The 17,913-nt window shown below is 60.4% G+C and carries 14 protein-coding genes; 8 read left to right on the top strand and 6 right to left on the bottom strand.

Annotated elements, in window-relative coordinates; genetic code table 11:
• The first annotated feature begins 76 nt into the window (after positions 1-76).
• Positions 77-2,311 (top strand): TonB-dependent siderophore receptor, encoded by a 2,235-nt coding sequence (locus HB680_RS13870; RefSeq protein ID WP_213939188.1) that lies wholly within the window; start codon positions 77-79, stop codon positions 2,309-2,311.
• A gap of 154 nt (positions 2,312-2,465) precedes the next feature.
• Here HB680_RS13870 and HB680_RS13865 read toward each other — a convergent pair whose 3' ends face one another.
• The 3 genes from HB680_RS13865 to miaE form a co-directional block, all read right to left on the bottom strand.
• Entirely contained in the window at positions 2,466-3,752 is a 1,287-nt protein-coding gene (locus HB680_RS13865; protein ID WP_213939187.1) for an ATP-binding protein, read from the bottom strand.
• Positions 3,753-4,460 carry a winged helix-turn-helix domain-containing protein gene (locus HB680_RS13860; protein ID WP_213939273.1) on the bottom strand — a complete coding sequence of 236 codons (708 nt, stop codon included), beginning with the start codon at positions 4,458-4,460 and terminating at the stop codon, positions 3,753-3,755. It abuts the gene before it with no gap.
• Between the two features lie 230 nt (positions 4,461-4,690).
• Complete coding sequence (gene miaE, locus HB680_RS13855; RefSeq protein WP_201202602.1) at positions 4,691-5,299, bottom strand: tRNA isopentenyl-2-thiomethyl-A-37 hydroxylase MiaE; 609 nt, start codon at positions 5,297-5,299, stop codon at positions 4,691-4,693.
• Positions 5,300-5,458: 159 nt separating this feature from the next.
• Between miaE and HB680_RS13850 the strand changes: the two genes are divergently transcribed.
• Entirely contained in the window at positions 5,459-6,322 is an 864-nt protein-coding gene (locus HB680_RS13850) for a universal stress protein (protein WP_213939186.1), read from the top strand.
• 98 nt (positions 6,323-6,420) lie between these two features.
• On the opposite strand, the gene HB680_RS13845 is transcribed toward HB680_RS13850, so the two are convergent.
• Positions 6,421-6,891 carry a DUF1289 domain-containing protein gene (locus HB680_RS13845; RefSeq protein WP_008028699.1) on the bottom strand — a complete coding sequence of 157 codons (471 nt, stop codon included), beginning with the start codon at positions 6,889-6,891 and terminating at the stop codon, positions 6,421-6,423.
• A gap of 566 nt (positions 6,892-7,457) precedes the next feature.
• Between HB680_RS13845 and acnB the strand changes: the two genes are divergently transcribed.
• Entirely contained in the window at positions 7,458-10,067 is a 2,610-nt protein-coding gene (gene acnB, locus HB680_RS13840; RefSeq protein WP_213939272.1) for a bifunctional aconitate hydratase 2/2-methylisocitrate dehydratase, read from the top strand.
• A 175-nt stretch (positions 10,068-10,242) separates the two neighbouring features.
• On the opposite strand, the gene HB680_RS13835 is transcribed toward acnB, so the two are convergent.
• Positions 10,243-11,919, bottom strand: a complete 1,677-nt coding sequence (locus tag HB680_RS13835; protein ID WP_213939185.1) for a SulP family inorganic anion transporter — start codon at positions 11,917-11,919, stop codon at positions 10,243-10,245.
• A 291-nt stretch (positions 11,920-12,210) separates the two neighbouring features.
• The gene (locus tag HB680_RS13830) at positions 12,211-13,491 is read right to left on the bottom strand and encodes an HAAAP family serine/threonine permease (RefSeq protein ID WP_213939184.1); all 1,281 of its coding nucleotides are present in this window, start codon (positions 13,489-13,491) and stop codon (positions 12,211-12,213) included.
• Positions 13,492-13,884: 393 nt separating this feature from the next.
• Between HB680_RS13830 and HB680_RS13825 the strand changes: the two genes are divergently transcribed.
• The 5 genes from HB680_RS13825 to HB680_RS13805 all read left to right on the top strand — a co-directional run bounded on the left by HB680_RS13825 (position 13,885) and on the right by HB680_RS13805 (position 17,733).
• Positions 13,885-14,268 carry a tautomerase family protein gene (locus HB680_RS13825; RefSeq protein ID WP_213939183.1) on the top strand — a complete coding sequence of 128 codons (384 nt, stop codon included), beginning with the start codon at positions 13,885-13,887 and terminating at the stop codon, positions 14,266-14,268.
• A 37-nt stretch (positions 14,269-14,305) separates the two neighbouring features.
• Positions 14,306-15,226 (top strand): DMT family transporter, encoded by a 921-nt coding sequence (locus HB680_RS13820; protein ID WP_213939182.1) that lies wholly within the window; start codon positions 14,306-14,308, stop codon positions 15,224-15,226.
• 80 nt (positions 15,227-15,306) lie between these two features.
• Positions 15,307-15,924 (top strand): TetR/AcrR family transcriptional regulator, encoded by a 618-nt coding sequence (locus HB680_RS13815; protein WP_213939181.1) that lies wholly within the window; start codon positions 15,307-15,309, stop codon positions 15,922-15,924.
• Between the two features lie 178 nt (positions 15,925-16,102).
• Positions 16,103-16,627, top strand: coding sequence for a cysteine hydrolase family protein (locus HB680_RS13810; protein WP_213939180.1), 525 nt, complete (start codon positions 16,103-16,105; stop codon positions 16,625-16,627).
• 140 nt (positions 16,628-16,767) lie between these two features.
• Complete coding sequence (locus HB680_RS13805) at positions 16,768-17,733, top strand: 2-hydroxyacid dehydrogenase (RefSeq protein ID WP_213939179.1); 966 nt, start codon at positions 16,768-16,770, stop codon at positions 17,731-17,733.
• The last annotated feature ends 180 nt before the right edge of the window (positions 17,734-17,913 follow it).

Below are 17,913 nucleotides of genomic sequence, written 5' to 3'. Positions count from 1 at the left end.
TTCCCCTTTGCGTTTTTCGTTCGGTTAACCCTCAGAAGCATTCAATTACCGATCGATTCGATACAAAGGGACTGCCATGCCGCACCACTTCGCCGCGCGTTTTCGTTTTGCCTTGTGCCCCTTGGCGCTGGCCCTTCCGGCCGCCCTGCTGAGCCTCGCACCCGCCGCCCATGCCGAAGAAAAAGGCACCACCAAGGGTGAAGCATTGCAGCTCGACGCCACCAACATCGCAGGCGTTGCCTTGGGTGCGACCACCGAAGACACGCATGCCTACACCACCGGCCAAACGTCTTCAGCCACTGGCCTGTCGTTGTCGCTGCGTGAAACACCGCAATCGGTCACGGTGATCACCCGCCAGCAAATGGACGATCGCGGCGTGCAGAGTGTCGGCGATGCCTTGCGCAATACCCCTGGCATCTCGACGCAAAAGTACGACAGCGACCGTACCGAATTTTCCGCCCGTGGCTTTGCCATCACCAACTTCCAGTACGACGGTGTGAACCAGCCCTACGACGGCGTGTATGGCGAAAACCCCAACAACAGCGACGACTCCGCCAGCCTCGACCGCATCGAAGTGATCAAAGGCGCCACCGGCCTGATGACCGGTTCGGGCGATCCGTCCGCCACCGTCAACCTGATCCGCAAGAAGCCGACCAAGGAATTCAAGGCCTCGATCAGCGGCACCGTGGGTTCGTGGGATGCTTACCGCAGCACCGGCGATATTTCCGGCTCGCTGAATGATTCGGGCAGCGTGCGCGGGCGTTTTGTCGGTTCGTACTCGGACAAGAATTCCTACCAGGATCACTACAGCCAGAAGAAAGACCTGTTCTACGGCATCCTCGAAGCCGACCTGACCCCCAATACCCTGCTGACCTTCGGCATCGACAACTCCAGCGCAACCCCGCGCGGCAGCTCCTGGACCGGTAACCCGACGTATTTCTCCGACGGCGGCCGCACCGATTTCCCACGGCACTTCAACCCGGCCGCCGACTGGAGCCGTCGCGATTTCGACGAAACCACCTATTTCGCCTCGCTGGAACAGGCCTTGGCCAATGACTGGAAATTCAAGGTCAGCGTCGACCAGAAAACCACCGATCACGACACTCAACTGGCCTCGGCCAGCGGCGGCAACCCGGACCGCGCCACCGGCGAAGGCATGTTCCTTTACTGGGGTCGCTGGGAAGGCCATCGCGTGCAGAACACTGCTGACGTGAACGTCTCCGGGCCATTCACGCTAGGTGGCCGCGAGCATGAACTGGTGGCCGGCGTCATGGCGTCGCACTCGCGCCAGACCGGTGCGACCTACGACACCAGCGCCTTCGAATTGGTGCCGGGGAGCATTTATGACTGGGACGGCAATCTGCCGAAACAGGAATTCCCGAAAAACGGCAAATACGAACGCACCCAGAGCCAGAACGGCGTGTACCTGGCCACGCGCCTGCGCCCGACCGACGACCTCTCCGTGATCCTCGGCAGCCGCCTGAGCACCTTCAAGTACAACGAAGATTACGGCTACTACCCGGGCGCCGGACTCGACGACACCCACGCCAGCTACAAGGAACACGGTGTGGTCACGCCTTACGCCGGGGTGATCTATGATCTGAACGATGTGTACTCGGTGTACGCCAGTTACACCTCGATCTACCAGCCACAAACCTACAAGGACATTAACGGCACGACCCTGGCCCCGGTCGAGGGCGACAGCTATGAAACCGGTCTGAAAGCGGCTTACTTCGACGGCAAACTGAACGCCAGCCTGGCCTTGTTCCGCATCGAGCAGGACGGCGTCGCCGAGTCGATCGGCACCAACGCGATCACCAACGAAGGCATTTACAAAGCCGTCGACGGCACCAAGACCCAAGGTATCGAGCTGGAACTGGCCGGTGAACTGGCCGACGGCTGGAACCTGTCGGCCGGTTACACCTACGCCCGCACTCGCGATGCCGATGAGCAACGGATCTTCGGCTACCCGTTGTCCACCAGCAAACCGGAACACGTGGTGCGCACCTTCACCACCTATCGCCTGCCCGGCGCCCTGGACAAGGTGACCGTGGGTGGCGGCATCAGTTGGCAGAGTGCCTTCTACGGCAAGATCTACAGCCCGACTGTCGGCGACTACACCCAGATCAAACAGGGTGGCTACACCCTCGTCGACCTGATGACCCGCTATCAGTACAACGAGCATTTGAGCTTTACCGCCAATGCCAACAACGTGTTCGACAAGCGCTACCTGACCGGGTTGGGCAACTTCGACACGACGTTCTATGGCGAGCCGCGTAATTTGACGTTGACCACGAAGTGGGATTTCTAAGGCGGGTGGCTGGAGCGGAGGTCTACACCGGCTGATTTTGTGGTGTTACTGATGGCCTCTTCGCGAGCAAGCCCGCTCCCACATTGGTTGTGAACGACACAAATTCCATGTGGGAGCGGGCTTGCTCGCAAAAGCGTCCGTAGGGCCAACACAGCTAGTCGAGATGCGCCCACGTCATCCGAAACGACGCCCCGCCCCAACGCGAATCCGCCACTTCCACCTGCCCGCCATGGGACTGCGACACCCGCCGCACCAACGCCAACCCCAGCCCGAAACCACCGGTGCGCCGATCCCGACTGGCATCCAGCCGCGAAAACGGTTCGAAAATCTTCTCCCGCCCATCCACCGGCACGCCCGGACCGTCATCGTTGACCTGCACCTCGTAGTGATCGCCGCTGCGCACCAGCGACACTTCCACCCGCCCGGCCGCGTAACGAATGGCATTGCGCAGCAGGTTGATCACCGCCCGGGCCATGAAGCGCGGCTCGATCCGAACCTGATCAATCCGGCACTCAACAATCAGCAGTTGCACCCCCGCCGCTTCCGCTTCCAGCGCCACACTGCCGACCACGCTGTCGAGCCAACTGCTGGCCTGAATATTTTCCCGATTGATCACCGTGGCGCCGCGCTCCAGGCTGGCGTAGGTCAGCAACTCCGAGACCATTTCTTCCAGTTCACCCAGGTCGGCGTACATATCGGCGATCAGTTCGCGGTTCTGCGCCGGATCGGGTTGTTGCTTGAGCTGATCAAGCTCAAACGACAACCGCGCAATCGGCGTGCGCAGTTCATGGGACACCGCGTTGGTCAGCTCGCGCTGATTGGCGATCAGACCTTCGATGCGCGCGGCCATCAGGTTGAAGTGTTCGGACAAGTCACGGATGTTCGAGCGCTTGGACAACTGGATACGCGAGGACAAATCGTTATCGCCAAACCGCTCGGCGGCCAGGCGCAGTTTTTCCAGGTCCCGCCAGTGTGGGCGCACCCAGATGAACAGCACGATGCCGATCAACACTGCCAGCATCAGGTAGGCCGCGGTGATGTAGAACGGCATCAGGCTCGGCTCCGCCGGCAATTTGATGCTCAGAAGCTGCGGGCCGCCATCAATCGAGGCAATGAACTGCGTGTACTTCTCGCGAATCACCAGCAGGCCTTCGGCCAACAGCTTTTTCTCCTGATCATTCAGCGCCAATTGGCCGGCATCGACCAGCGTCAAACCCAAGCCGTAATGCGGGCGCAACGTTTCCAATTGCTGTTCGCGCCCCGGCCCTTCCAGACCGCGCAACTGTTCCACCAGCGAATACGCCTGCCCGCGCACGGCCTCGCGGTTGTAGGCCTGCATTTGATTGTCGAGCAGCGCGTTGAAAGTGTGTTCAACCGTCTGCAATGCCAGCACCAGCCCCACGGCCAGCACCAGGTACAACCCCAGAAATAACCGCAGCATCTAAAGCTCCCACGCGAACGGATTGAACAGGTAACCCTTGCCCCAAACAGTCTTGATGCACACCGGCTCCCGGGGGTTGTCCCGGAGTTTGGCGCGCAGCTTGCTGATGTAGACGTCGACGCTGCGGTTGAGGCCATCGAAGGCGATGCCGCGCATGCGGTTGAGGATGTCATCCCGAGACAGAATCTTGCCGGCAGCGCTGGCCAGCAACCACAACAGCTCGAATTCCATGGTGGTCAACTCGATGCCCTCGCCCGCCAGGCGCACTTCGCGGCAACTGCGGTCGATGCTCAAATGGCCAAATTCCAGGGCGCTGCACACGGCGGTTTCCGGCACTTGCCGACGTTGCAGGGCACGCAGACGAGCCAGCAATACTGGGGGTTTGATCGGTTTGATCACATAGTCGTCAGCGCCGGATTCCAGGCCGAGGATATGGTCGAGGTCGTCTTCCTTGGCGGTGAGGATGACGATCGGCGTGTCGGACACGCTGCGAATCTCGCGGCACACGCACAAGCCGCTCTGGCCCGGCAACATCAGGTCAAGCACGACGATTTTCGGTTTGAATTCGAGAAATGCGGCCAACGCCAGGTCGCCCCGGTGCACCGCCCGGACCTCGTAGCCATGTTGCGACAGGAAATGCGCGATCAGCCCGGCGAGCTTCTCGTCGTCTTCCACCAGCAAAACTTTGCCAAAACCCAGGTTATCCATAACGACCGTTTGCCAACCCTTGTTTGAAGTGGGCGGCATTATGGCGGCAATCGATGGCGGGACGGTGACGGCGGGTAGCAAAAACCGGCCATGGGGGCCGGTTTTGGGCGATGTTTCATACTCTTAAGAGTTTTTAACATTTCAGAAGCAAAGATCGCAGCCTTCGGCAGCTCCTACATTTGAAATGCAATCCCCTGTAGGAGCTGCCGAAGGCTGCGATCTTTTGATGTTTACGCCGCCACAGGCACACCGCTGTGGAAGCGGAACTCGACGTCCGGCGATTCGATCAATTCCTGTTCGGCGGCACGCACCCGGTCGATCACCTGAGCAATGTCCTTCGCGTCCCCGTACTGATACGCCAGTTTCAAATAACCCTGGAAATGCCGGGCCTCGCTTTTCAGCAGGCCAAAGTAAAACTTGCCCAACTCTTCATCCAGATGCGGCACCAGCGCCTCGAAACGCTCGCAGCTGCGGGCTTCGATGAAGGCGCCGACCACCAGGGTGTCCACCAGTTTCACCGGTTCGTGGCTGCGCACCACTTTGCGCAGGCCCGAGGCGTAACGCCCGGCGGAGAGCTGGCGCAGTTCGATCTTGCGCTTCTTCATCAGGCGCATGACCTGTTCGTGGTGCACCAGCTCTTCCCGAGCCAGGCGCGACATCAGGTTGATCAGATCGACGTGGGAGTGATATTTGGCAATCAGGCTCAACGCCGTGCTGGCGGCCTTGAATTCGCAGTTCTTGTGGTCGATCAGCAAGGTTTCCTGATCGGCCAGCGCGGCCTGGACCCAGCCGTCAGGGGTGCGGCAGCCGAGGAACTCGTGAATTTCGGGAAGGATCATGGGGCTCACGGATAAAAGGTTCAAAACGAAGGGCGCCGATTATACGGGCTTGTCGGCAGACCACCAGTCGCCGCCATTGATATGCATCAAGTCCCGTGTTGCCGGGCAGCAACTATAGTTGTCCAACGCAGTGTTTTTTACTTTCAGGAGATCCCGATCATGCAAGCCATACGCAGCATTCTGGTGGTCATCGAACCCGAACACTCCGAAAGCCTGGCGCTCAAGCGGGCCAAGCTGATTGCGGGCGTGACCCAGGCCCATCTGCACTTGCTGGTGTGCGATCGCAAGCATGATCACAGCGCCATGCTGGGCGTGCTCAAGGCTGCGCTGGTGGAGGACGGCTACAGCGTGACCACCGAGCAAGCCTGGAACGAAAGCCTGCACGAAACCATTGTCGATGTGCAGCAAGCCGAGGGCTGCGGCCTGGTGATCAAACAGCATTATCCCGACAGTCCGCTGAAAAAGGCCCTGCTGACTCCGGCCGACTGGAAGCTGCTGCGCTACTGCCCGACGCCGGTGCTGCTGGTCAAAACCTCGAAACCCTGGACCGGCGGGGTCATTCTGGCCGCTATCGATGTCGGCAACACCGACGGCGAACACCGCACGCTGCATGCCTGCATCGTCGATCACGGCTTCGACATCGCCAGCCTGGCCAAGGCGCAGTTGCACGTCATCAGTGCGCATCCGTCGCCGATGCTGTCGTCAGCCGACCCGACCTTCCAGCTCAGCGAAACCATCCAGGCGCGCTATCGCGAGCAGTGCAAGGCGTTCCAGGCCGAATTCGACATCGATGACGACCACCTGCATATCGAGGAAGGCCCGGCGGATGTGTTGATTCCGTTCATGGTGCATAAGCTGCAGGCGGCGGTGACGGTCATCGGCACGGTGGCGCGGTCCGGGTTGTCCGGGGCGTTGATCGGGAATACGGCGGAAGTGGTGCTGGATGCGGTGGAGAGCGATGTGCTGGTGCTCAAGCCGGATGAGATCATGGATCATCTGGAAGAGGTTGTTACCCGGCATTAAAAGCAAGATCAAAAGATCGCAGCCTTCGGCAGCTCCTACATGGCATTGCGTTCACCCCGTAGGAGCTGCCGAAGGCTGCGATCTTTTGACTTTAACCATCAGCCGCCGAAGGCGTCTTTCAGGAACCCCGGTGCGATGTAGCGCTGGTAATGCGCCTCGGACAGCAAAAAGAACTCCCGATCAATGGCATCACGCAATTCCGGCAGATTCCAGTCGCGAAACTCCGGCATCAACACCATCCCGTAAGCCTCCAGATTATTGATCACCCGCGCGCCACGGGCGATCAGCTGATAGGCCCAGCAATATTCCGACTGATGCGGCACAAAGCGGATTTTGCGCTGTTCAAGCTGCAAACGCAGGCGTTGCGGGTCGAAAACTTCCAGTTTGCTGGCCATCACCTGGGACAGCAGCTGCTCCAGACGCAACCACACCGCGCGTTTTTCTTCCTCGTTGTAACCGTTCCAGTTGATCACTTCGTGGTGGAAACGCTTGCAGCCACGGCACACCAGGTCACCGTAAACGGTGGAGCAGAGGCCGACGCAGGGGGTCTTGATGGTCTGATTGGGCATAGGTAGGCAAAACACGGGAAAGCAGAACAGGACGGCATGTTAGCCCTTTGTCTAACATTGATCACCCCTCAAAGTTCAGGGGGGAGGGTCTATTGGACTTTGGCGCCGGCCGCGTTGCGCGTCTACGTGCGCGAGGCTGCGTTGCGGGATTTGCCAAGGGAACAACCATGAGCGGCATCCCGCGCCTTGCCTCTCACACGTAGGCACACAACGCGACTCGCCACCAAAGTCCAATAGACCCTCACTTACCTTTAATTTTTTTTTGCCGTAGAATCAGCCAGCCTTTTAAGGCGCCAATGTCCGTTAGAAGCTGTTTTCAAAGCGTCACGAGCACAGTCGTTCCTTCAGAGCGGTGTTGGCGAAGGGTTTTTCCAGCGGGGAAAAGCTCTACGCCAACCCTCATCAGCTCCCCGTTCTGCAGGCGTAAAACTTTGAAAGCAGCTTCTGTAAGGAATGTTCGGTAATTCTGGCTAAGTGGCCCACAACGCCACGCAGCGCATGAGTACGAGCATTTCGCGACGAGCGTCCCGGACACCCATTTGGGACCACTGATGAGGGTAATAACTGTGCTTGAAGCCTACCGCAAACATATCGAAGAGCGCGCAGCACTGGGTATCGTTCCCCAGCCGCTTAACGCCGAACAAACTGCAGGCCTGGTCGAGCTGCTGAAGAATCCCCCGGCTGGCGAAGAAGCTTTCCTCGTTGACCTGATCACCAATCGCATTCCACCTGGCGTGGACGAAGCAGCCTATGTAAAGGCTGGTTTCCTGTCTGCCCTGGCCAAAGGCGAAGCCACTTCCCCTCTGATCGACAAGAAACGCGCGGTTGAACTGCTCGGCACCATGCAGGGCGGCTACAACATCGTGACCCTGGTTGACCTGCTCGACAGCGCCGAACTGGCCCCGGTCGCCGCCGCTCAGCTCAAGCACACCCTGCTGATGTTCGATGCATTCCACGATGTCGCGGAAAAAGCCAAGAACGGCAACGAACACGCCAAAGGCGTGCTCCAGTCCTGGGCTGACGGCGAGTGGTTCAAGAACCGCCCTGTCCTGGCCGACAAGATCAGCCTGCGCGTGTTCAAGGTCACCGGCGAAACCAACACCGACGACCTGTCCCCTGCCCCGGACGCCTGGTCCCGCCCGGACATCCCGCTGCACGCCCTGGCCATGCTGAAAATGGCCCGTGAAGGCATCGTGCCTGACGTCCAAGGCGTCACCGGCCCGATGAAGCAGATCGAAGAAATGCGCGGTCAAGGCTTCCCGATCGCCTACGTCGGTGACGTGGTCGGTACCGGTTCGTCGCGTAAATCGGCAACCAACTCCGTGCTGTGGTTCTTCGGCGACGACGTGCCTAACGTACCGAACAAGCGCGCTGGCGGTTTCTGCTTCGGCAGCAAAATCGCTCCGATCTTCTACAACACCATGGAAGATGCTGGCGCACTGCCAATCGAGTTCGACGTCACCAACATGAACATGGGCGACGTGATCGACCTGTACCCGCATGCTGGCAAAGTCTGCAAACACGGCACCGACGAAGTCCTGACCACCTTCGAAATGAAGACCCCGGTGCTGTTGGACGAAGTTCGCGCTGGCGGCCGTATCCCGCTGATCATCGGTCGCGGCCTGACCGACAAGGCGCGTGCCGAGCTGGGCCTGGGCCCAACCGATCTGTTCAAACTGCCTGAAGCACCTGTCGACACCGGCAAGGGCTACACCCTGGCACAGAAAATGGTCGGCAAGGCCTGCGGTCTGCCAGAAGGCAAAGGCGTTCGTCCTGGCACCTACTGCGAACCGAAGATGACCACCGTCGGTTCCCAGGACACCACTGGTCCTATGACCCGTGACGAACTGAAAGACCTGGCGTGCCTGGGCTTCTCGACCGATCTGGTGATGCAGTCGTTCTGCCACACCGCGGCTTACCCTAAGCCGATCGACGTGACCACCCACCACACCCTGCCAGACTTCATCATGACCCGCGGCGGCGTTTCCCTGCGTCCGGGCGACGGCATCATCCACTCGTGGTTGAACCGCATGCTGCTGCCGGACACCGTCGGTACCGGTGGTGACTCCCACACCCGTTTCCCGATGGGCATTTCGTTCCCGGCCGGTTCCGGCCTGGTAGCGTTCGCCGCCGCCACTGGCGTTATGCCGCTGGACATGCCGGAATCGATCCTGGTGCGTTTCAAAGGCAAGATGCAACCGGGCGTTACCCTGCGTGACCTGGTTCACGCCATTCCTTACTTCGCGATTCAGGCTGGCCTGCTGACCGTCGAAAAGAAAGGCAAGAAGAACGCCTTCTCCGGCCGCATCCTGGAAATCGAAGGCCTGGACAACCTGAGCATCGAGCAAGCTTTCGAGCTGTCCGACGCCTCGGCTGAACGTTCGGCTGCCGGTTGCACCATCAAGCTGTCGAAAGACTCCATCACCGAGTACCTGAACTCCAACATCACCCTGCTGCGCTGGATGATCGGCGAAGGCTACGGCGATGCACGTACTCTGGAACGTCGCGCTCAAGCGATGGAAGCCTGGGTTGCCAACCCTGAGCTGATGGTTGCCGATGCTGACGCCGAATACGCTGAAATCATCGAAATCGACCTGGCCGACATCAAAGAGCCTGTGCTCTGCGCGCCAAACGATCCGGACGACGCCCGTCTGCTGTCCAGCGTTGCTGGCGAGAAGATCGACGAAGTGTTCATCGGTTCGTGCATGACCAACATCGGTCACTTCCGCGCTGCCGGTAAACTGCTGGATCAGGTCAAGGGTCAGCTGCCAACCCGTCTGTGGCTGTCGCCACCGACCAAAATGGACGCTCACCAACTGACCGAAGAAGGCTACTACGGCATCTACGGCAAGGCCGGCGCACGCATGGAAATGCCAGGCTGCTCGCTGTGCATGGGTAACCAGGCACGTGTAGAGCCGAACTCGACTGTGGTGTCCACGTCGACCCGTAACTTCCCGAACCGTCTGGGTGACGGCGCGAACGTTTACCTGGCTTCGGCTGAGTTGGCGTCCGTTGCTTCCATCCTGGGTCGCCTGCCGACCGTCGAGGAGTACATGGAATACGCTGGCAAGATCGACAGCATGGCGGCCGATGTCTACCGCTACCTGTCCTTCGACCAGATTGCCGAGTTCCGTGAAGCTGCTGCGAACGCCAACATTCCGGTCGTTCAAGCCTAACGCTGCAACGCAATAAAAAACGCCGCCCATCGCGAGATGGAGCGGCGTTTTTTTATGCCCGCAGGGTTCACACCAAACCCCTGTGGGAGCGGGCTTGCTCGCGAATGCGGTGTGTCATTCAGCAGTTATGTTGGCTGATACACCGCTTTCGCGAGCAAGCCCGCTCCCACAGGGGTTATGGGGTTGGATTAAGGGCTTGCTGGACGGCGCCGTCCACGCTCAACCCACTCAGAATCACCTGCTCCAACTCCAACGTCGGCAACAACGACAGCACCGCTTTGGCCTCATGCTTGAGCCGCGCCAGAATCAACAACTTATCCTCCGCCCGCACCTGCAAAAAGAACGCCTCCAGCGCTTCGATGCTGGTGCCGTCCAGATCGGGCGACTCTTCCAGGCTGAGGATGATCGTGTGCACCGCCGGCGACGCATGCCGCGCGAGCCTTAGCGCTCCACCGAGAATCCGCTCCACATTGGCGAAAAACAGCGCTTCGCTGGGTCGCACAATCAACACGCCAGGGATTTGCAAGGCGTCAGGGTGACGTTGCACATCAACGTAGTCATGACCGCCGCCCATTTGCCCCAGCACTTGAATATCCGCCGACGACATCTGCTTGAGCATCAGCACCACACTGATCGCCACCGCCACCAGCAAGCCGTCCAACACGCCCAACACCAGCACTGCTGCGACTGCGCAGATCACCAGCAAGCGATCACGGCGCCAGATGAAATAGCGGCCCAATGGCTGCAGGCTCAAGCCCCGCGCCAAGGCATGAATCACGATTGCGGCCAAGACCGGCTCGGGCGTCAGGGCAATGTAAGGCAACACCGTCAAGACGATCAGCAAAACCACAGCCGCTGCGACCACGCCGGCCCATCGTGAACTCGCACCCGCCGCCTCATTCGCCGAGGTCGCGGAGTACCCGGCACCCGCCGGCATGCCATGGAACAGCCCGGACAGCAGATTCGCCGCACCGAGGGCCAGCAGGTCGCGGTTCGAGGACACCCGGTCGCCATGCTTGAGGGCAAAGGAGCTGATCGAGCCGTAGGACTCGGCGTACAGGATCATCACCATGGCAAACGCCAATTCCCCCAGGCGCAGCCAATCGGCAAACGGCAACACCGGCAGCCGGGGCACTTCAAGGCTCAGGTCGATCACGCCGATCAGGTCCACGCCGTAGGCTTGCAAGTTCAGCCACTGGCCGGCGGCGATGCCGAGCGCCACCACCAGCAAACCGCCGGGCACACGCCGGAACCGCGCGCATACCCACAACACCAGCAGCGCCACCGCCGCGACCAGCAGGCCGACGCGGTTCCATTGCGGCCACTGTTCCAGCAATTGCGGGACGAAACGGATCAGGTTGCCGTTGCTCAAGTGCACGTCAACGACGCTCGCGACCTGCTTCAGGATGATGGTTACCGCCAGGCCCAAGGCAAAGCCGCGCAGGACCGGTTTGGCAATAAAAGAGGTGACGCTGCCGAGCTTGAACAGCCCCGCCAGCAGAAAGAGCCCGCCAGTGACCAGCACCAGGCCGATGGCCAGGGTCATGCGCAGCCCGGAATCGCCATTGGCCAGCGTGGCCGTGGCCGCCGCCAGCACCGCCGCCGAAGACGACGTCGCAGAAACAATCGCAAAACGGCTGGTGCCCAACAGCGCGTAGCACAGCAGACCGGCAAACAACGCAATCACCCCGGCCTGGGGCGGCACTGCGGCGATGCTGGAATAAGCCACCGCCTCCGGCAACAGCAAACCGGCAATCGACAACCCGGCCAACAGGTCCTGCCAACGGTTGGGTGCTTCGGGCGAAAGTTGCGCCGGGACGCGGGCGATCAGTTGCGGGGGGGCACCAGCCATGTAGCGACTCCGAAAAAACCAGCCAAAACGCTGAACCTGTGGGAGCGAGCCTGCTTGCCCCCACAAGGACTACGGTGTTCAAGGGTAGCCGTTTATCTGGTTCGGCGTGTGCGCTGGGTCATGGCGCAGGCCATAAAAAACGCCGCCCTTTTGCAAGGAACGGCGCTTTATATGCCTGTATGACGATCACCTGTGGGAGCGGGCTTGCTCGCGAAGGCGGTGTGTCAGTCAACATCACAGCTGAATGACACATCGCCTTCGCGAGCAAGCCCGCTCCCACAGGGGAATGCGTCAGGCCGTCAGCGAGTAAATCAACGCCGAAATCGCCACCAGGCCCACCGCTGTCACAAACACGTTAGACGCCTGGCCGCGATAGCGCGCCATGGCCGGTACTTTGCGGATGGCGTACATCGGCATCAGGAACAGGATCGCCGCGATGATCGGGCCACCGAGGGTTTCGATCATGCCGAGGATGCTCGGGTTCAGGGTCGCGACGATCCAGCACACCACCAGCATGAACGCAGCGGTCATGCGGTTCAGGGCTTTGGGCGACGGACGCTTGCCGCTCTTGACGATCAGGCCTTTCAAGCCTTCGCTGGCACCGATGTAGTGGCCCAGGAACGACTTGGAAATTGCCACGAACGCAATCAACGGTGCGGCGAAAGCGATGGTCGGGTTGCTGAAGTGGTTGGCCAGGTACGACAGGATCGACAGGTTCTGCGCCTTGGCTTCGGCCAGTTGCGCCGGGGACAAGGTCAGCACGCAACTGAACACGAAAAACAGCACCATCACCACCATCAACGCGTGGGCGCGGGACAGGATCTGCGAGCTGCGCTCCTCGGCGTGTTCGCCGTAGCGACGCTTCTGGTCCACCGCGAACGCCGAGATGATCGGCGAGTGGTTGAACGAGAACACCATCACCGGAATCGCCAGCCACAACGTGTGCAGCAGCGCCGACGGCTCAGGCAGCGTGGACGCGGTACTGAGGATGCCGCCGTTCCAGTGCGGAATCAGGAACACCGCCAAAAACAGCAGCGCGACGATAAACGGGTACACCATCAGGCTCATGGCCTTGACGATCACCTGCTCGCCGCAACGCACCACCGCCAGCAGGCCGAGGATCAGCACGAACGACAGAATCGCCCGGGGCGGCGGCATGATGTGCAGTTGATGTTCGAGGAAGCTGCCAACGGTGTTGGTCAGCGCCACGCTGTAGATCAGCAGGATCGGGAAGATCGCGAAGAAGTACAGCAAGGTGATCAGCGCACCGGCCTTGATGCCGAAGTGTTCTTCCACCACTTCGGTGATGTCCGCGCCTTCGCGACCGGACAACACGAAACGGGTCAGGCCACGGTGCGCGTAGAACGTCATGGGAAACGCCAGCACCGCCAGGACCAGCAGCGGCCAGAAACCGCCCAGGCCCGCGTTGATCGGCAAAAACAAGGTACCGGCCCCGATCGCCGTGCCAAACAGGCCCAGCATCCAGGTGGTGTCTTGGCGATTCCAGCTTTCAAGGACTACTGGTTTCGCCGCTACATAGCGTTCGTCGACGCTATTGGCCTGATCATTCATCCGGTGGGATCTCCGCATTCCGGTCAGTTGCTACCCGGTCAGGACGAGTCGGAAAAACCCGACAGGCAGCGCCCTGGCCGAAACAGGGGCGCGATTGTCCGGGATTAATGAGCAGAAGCAAAGACTTAGCTGAGGAGCGGTTGTGCGGATCAGATGAAGATAGAGGCTCGATCCCCCGGTGGGAGCGGGCTTGCTCGCGAAAGCGGTGGATCAGTTAACAGTGATGTCGACTGACACGCCGCCTTCGCGAGCAAGCCCGCTCCCACAATGGATAAACACCCTCCTTGCGTCGGGAACTAATAGATGTTTCAAAAAATCTATTTAATAAAAGACAGGCATCATGTATTTTCGATCTCACCTGCTGACCGGCAGCCTCACTCGCGGAGCCTTCCCATGCCACTCGTTCGCATCGACATCAAAAAGCACCAGGACCCGACTTTCGCCAAGCGTGTCGGCCAGCTGATTTACGCGGCGATGCACAGCGCTATCGATGTTCCCGAGAACGACAACTTCCAGATCCTCGCCGAACACGATGAAAACCACTTCATCTACGACCCGACCTTCATGGGCATCAACCGCACGGACGGATTGGTGATCATCCAGATCACGCTGATGGAAGGCCGTACCACCGAGAAGAAAAAACTGCTCTACAAGACCATCGCCGAGAGCCTCAACACCGAGTTGGACGTACGTCTGGAAGACGTGTTTATCAACCTGGTGGAGGTCAAGCGCGAAAACTGGTCGTTCGGCAATGGCATTGGTCAGTTCGCCGTTTAAACGGTCTGACTTTTCACATCGCTCCGGGAGTACCGTCATGAAACAGGCCGCGTATATCGCGTTCGCATTGCTCGGCCTGATCTGGGGCACCAACTTCATCTTCATGAAGTGGGCGGCCGCGTGGATTACCCCGACTCAGATCGTTTTCCTGCGGGTGTTGTTCGGCTTCCTGCCGATCCTGATTTTTGCCCTGGTGCGCCGCAGCCTCAGTTGGTCGCACTTGCGCCATAGTCATCACTTTCTGGTCATGGCGCTGCTGGCGACGGTGATTTACTACTACGCCTTCGCCAAAGGCACGTCGCTGCTGTTGTCGAGCGTGGCCGGGATGCTCAGTGGCGCGATCCCGCTGTTTTCCTTCGTCACGGCGTGGCTGTTCCTGCGGGCCGAACCGTTGAATCGGCGCACAGCCTTCGGGATTTTTCTCGGGTTTGTCGGGGTGATCCTGATCGCCCGGCCATGGAACAGCCTGGCGGCGGGGGTCGATGTCAGCGGCGTGTTGTACATGATCGCCGGCTCGCTGAGCGTCGGCTGCTCGTTCGTATATGCACGGCGCTTCATCACGCCCCTGGGCTTATCGCCGCTGGCGCTGTCGACCTATCAGATTGGTCTGGCGCTGGTGTTGATCACGCTGATTACCGACATGCACGGCATGAGCGCGATCGGCGCCGATCCAGTGGCGCTGACGGGGGTGATCCTCGGTTTGGGCCTGGCCGGCACCGGCATCGCCTACATCCTTTATTACTTCATCGTGCAACGCCTGGGCGCCCTCGCCGCTTCTGGCGTGACTTACATTCCGCCGGTGGTGGCCCTATTGATTGGCACCCTGTTGGTGGGCGAACCGATCAAGAGCCTCGACCTGTTGGCGATGCTGCTGATTCTCGGCGGCGTCTACGTGCTGCAATCGGGCAAGAAAAACCCCACGGCACCGCCGACGGTCGTGCCGAAAGCGAGCACCTGAGTCACCCTGTCAGGGAGACACGGCGCCGGCAGTTGCCTAAGATGCCGGTCATCAATACGTTTAAAGAATGTGAGCTAACCATGCCTCGAGTCTCCCGCAAACAAGCCGAACTCAACCGCGAAATCATCGTCGAGGCCGCCACGCGTTTGTTTCGCGAGCGCGGTCTGCACGGGATCAGCGTCGTCGACGTGATGGGCGCCGCCGGCCTGACCCACGGCGGGTTCTACGGGCACTTCGAGTCCAAGGAAGCCCTGGCGCAAGAAGCCTGCAGCCGGGCGTTCAGCCAATCGCTGGAACGCTGGAAGCAGAGAATCGACGACAGCAGCGACCACCTCTGCGCCCGCGACAGTATCATCGCGCCTTACCTGTCGGTGGCCAATCGCGACAATCCGGGGGAAAGCTGCCCGGTGACGGCGTTTGCCGGCGACATGTGCCACGAAACGGCTGAAAGCGGTTTGCACCAGACCTACACCCAGGGCCTGGAAGCCTTGCTGCAAATGCTCACTCCGCTGATGGGCGCGGATCAGCCCGAAGCCAATCGACAACGGGCGCTGGTGGATTATTCATTGATGGTCGGCGCCCTGACCCTGGCCCGCGCCACCCGTGGGGATGCCTTGTCCGAGGAGATCCTTGATGCCGCGCGGGCGTTTATGACGCTGGACACCGGCGTTGACAAGCCCGACGCCGCGACAGCATGATCGGCCCCATGAACTTTCCGGCGCTGAACCTCACCCGCACGACCACCACGACCGCTTTTGGCGGGTCGTGGGGTGGCTGGTTGAGATAAACCCAGCGCAGTGAACCCAAGGCCCCGCCAGCAATGGACGGGGCCTTGTTGTTTCTCCCGTCCGTTCGGCACTTCACGGAGAAACACCTATGTCATCGGCACTTTTGATCATCGATATGCAGGTCGGCCTGTTCAACGGCCCGGATCAGCCCCACGACGACGAGCGAATACTGGCCAACATCCAGCAGCTCATTCGCCGTGCGCGGGAACGCCACGTACCGATTTTTGCGGTCCGCCATACCGGGCCTCAAGGTTCACCCATTGAGGCCGGCAGTGCCTTTTGGCAGTTGCTCCCCGCTCTGGCGCTGGATGCCAGCAGCGACAACCTGTTCGACAAGCACAAACCCAATGCCTTTTACGGGACGGCACTGGCGGAGCAACTGCGGGCCGGCGGGATCGACGACCTGTTCATCGTCGGCATGAAAACCCAGTACTGCATCGACAGTACCTGCCGGGCGGCAGCCGATCTGGGGTTCAAACCGGTGCTGGTGGCTGATGCCCACACCTGCATGGACACGCCAGTCCTGCCGGCCCGGGCGATCATCGAGCACCATAACGCGACTTTGAACGGTGCATTCGCCAAGGTCTTGAATGCCGTAGACGTCATTTTCTAGCGCGCTGAAAGATCGCAGGCTTCGTCAGCTCCTACACTGTGTGAAGCCTGCGGTTTTTGGCGATTGCCAAACCGCTCTGGAATCAGCAATCTGAAACGACTTTCGAGCCCCCGACATTTCGATGCCCACAGGAGCCCAGCATGACTGCAACCGTCCTGGTATTGGTTGAAACCATCAATGATTACTTGCCGATTCTCGAACATCAGGGCTTTCACCTGATTCTGGCGCCGACGCCTGCCGAGCGCGCCCAAGCCATTGCGTCCCACGGTTCGCGCATCGATGCCGTGCTGACCCGCGGCCCACTGGGTTTGTACGCTGAAGAAATCGCCGACCTGCCCGCCCTGAAAATCATCTGCGTGATTGGCGCCGGGTACGAACACGTCGACCTTCAAGCGGCCAGCGATCGCGGCATCACCGTGACCAACGGCGCCGGGGTCAACGCCTCGTCGGTGGCGGATCACGCGATGGCGTTGTTGTTGTCGCTGGTGCGCGACATTCCCCGGGCCGATGCCGCCGTGCGCCGTGGCGAATGGCCGAAGATCATGCGCCCGTCCCTGGCCGGCAAACGCCTGGGTATTCTCGGACTCGGGGCGGTCGGCATGGCCATCGCCAAGCGAGCGGCCAACGGTTTCGACATGAGCGTGAGTTATCACAATCGCCAGCACCGCAGCGACACGCCCTACCACTATTGCTCGACGCCCACGGAACTGGCCCGGGCGTCGGACTTCCTGATCGTTGCCACGCCGGGCGGTGTGGGCACGCAACACCTGATCAACCGCCAGGTGCTCGACGCACTGGGCCCCAACGGCTTTCTGGTCAACATAGCGCGGGCCAGCGTCGTGGTCACCGCGGACCTGATCAGTGCGCTGGAACAACGGCGGATTGGCGGTGCCGCGCTGGATGTGTTCGACCACGAACCCAAAGTGCCCGACGCCCTCAAGGCCTTGACCAACGTAATCCTGACGCCCCATGTCGCCGGCCTGTCCCCGGAAGCGACCCAAGGCACCGTGGAACTGGTGGGCAAAAACCTGGTGGCATTCTTTGCCGGCCGACCGGTGCTGACGCCGGTTAGCCTGCCGACCTCCGTGGTTACCCGGATGGTTTGAAACCTGGCTTTGCGGCCAGGCAGAAACCCCCTGTGGGAGCGAGCTTGCTCGCGATGGCGGCGCATCAGTCGATACACATGTCGGCTGACAGGCCCTCATCGCGAGCAAGCTCGCTCCCACAGGGGGAATGTGGCAAACACAGATTCCCGAATCACCACAGAAAAAAATGTGGGAGCGGGC

Source organism: Pseudomonas sp. dw_612 (assembly GCF_018449725.1).
Classification (GTDB): Bacteria; Pseudomonadota; Gammaproteobacteria; order Pseudomonadales; family Pseudomonadaceae; genus Aquipseudomonas.
Note: the sequence above shows the minus strand (reverse complement) of the source record. Positions and strands in the feature narration are given on the sequence as shown.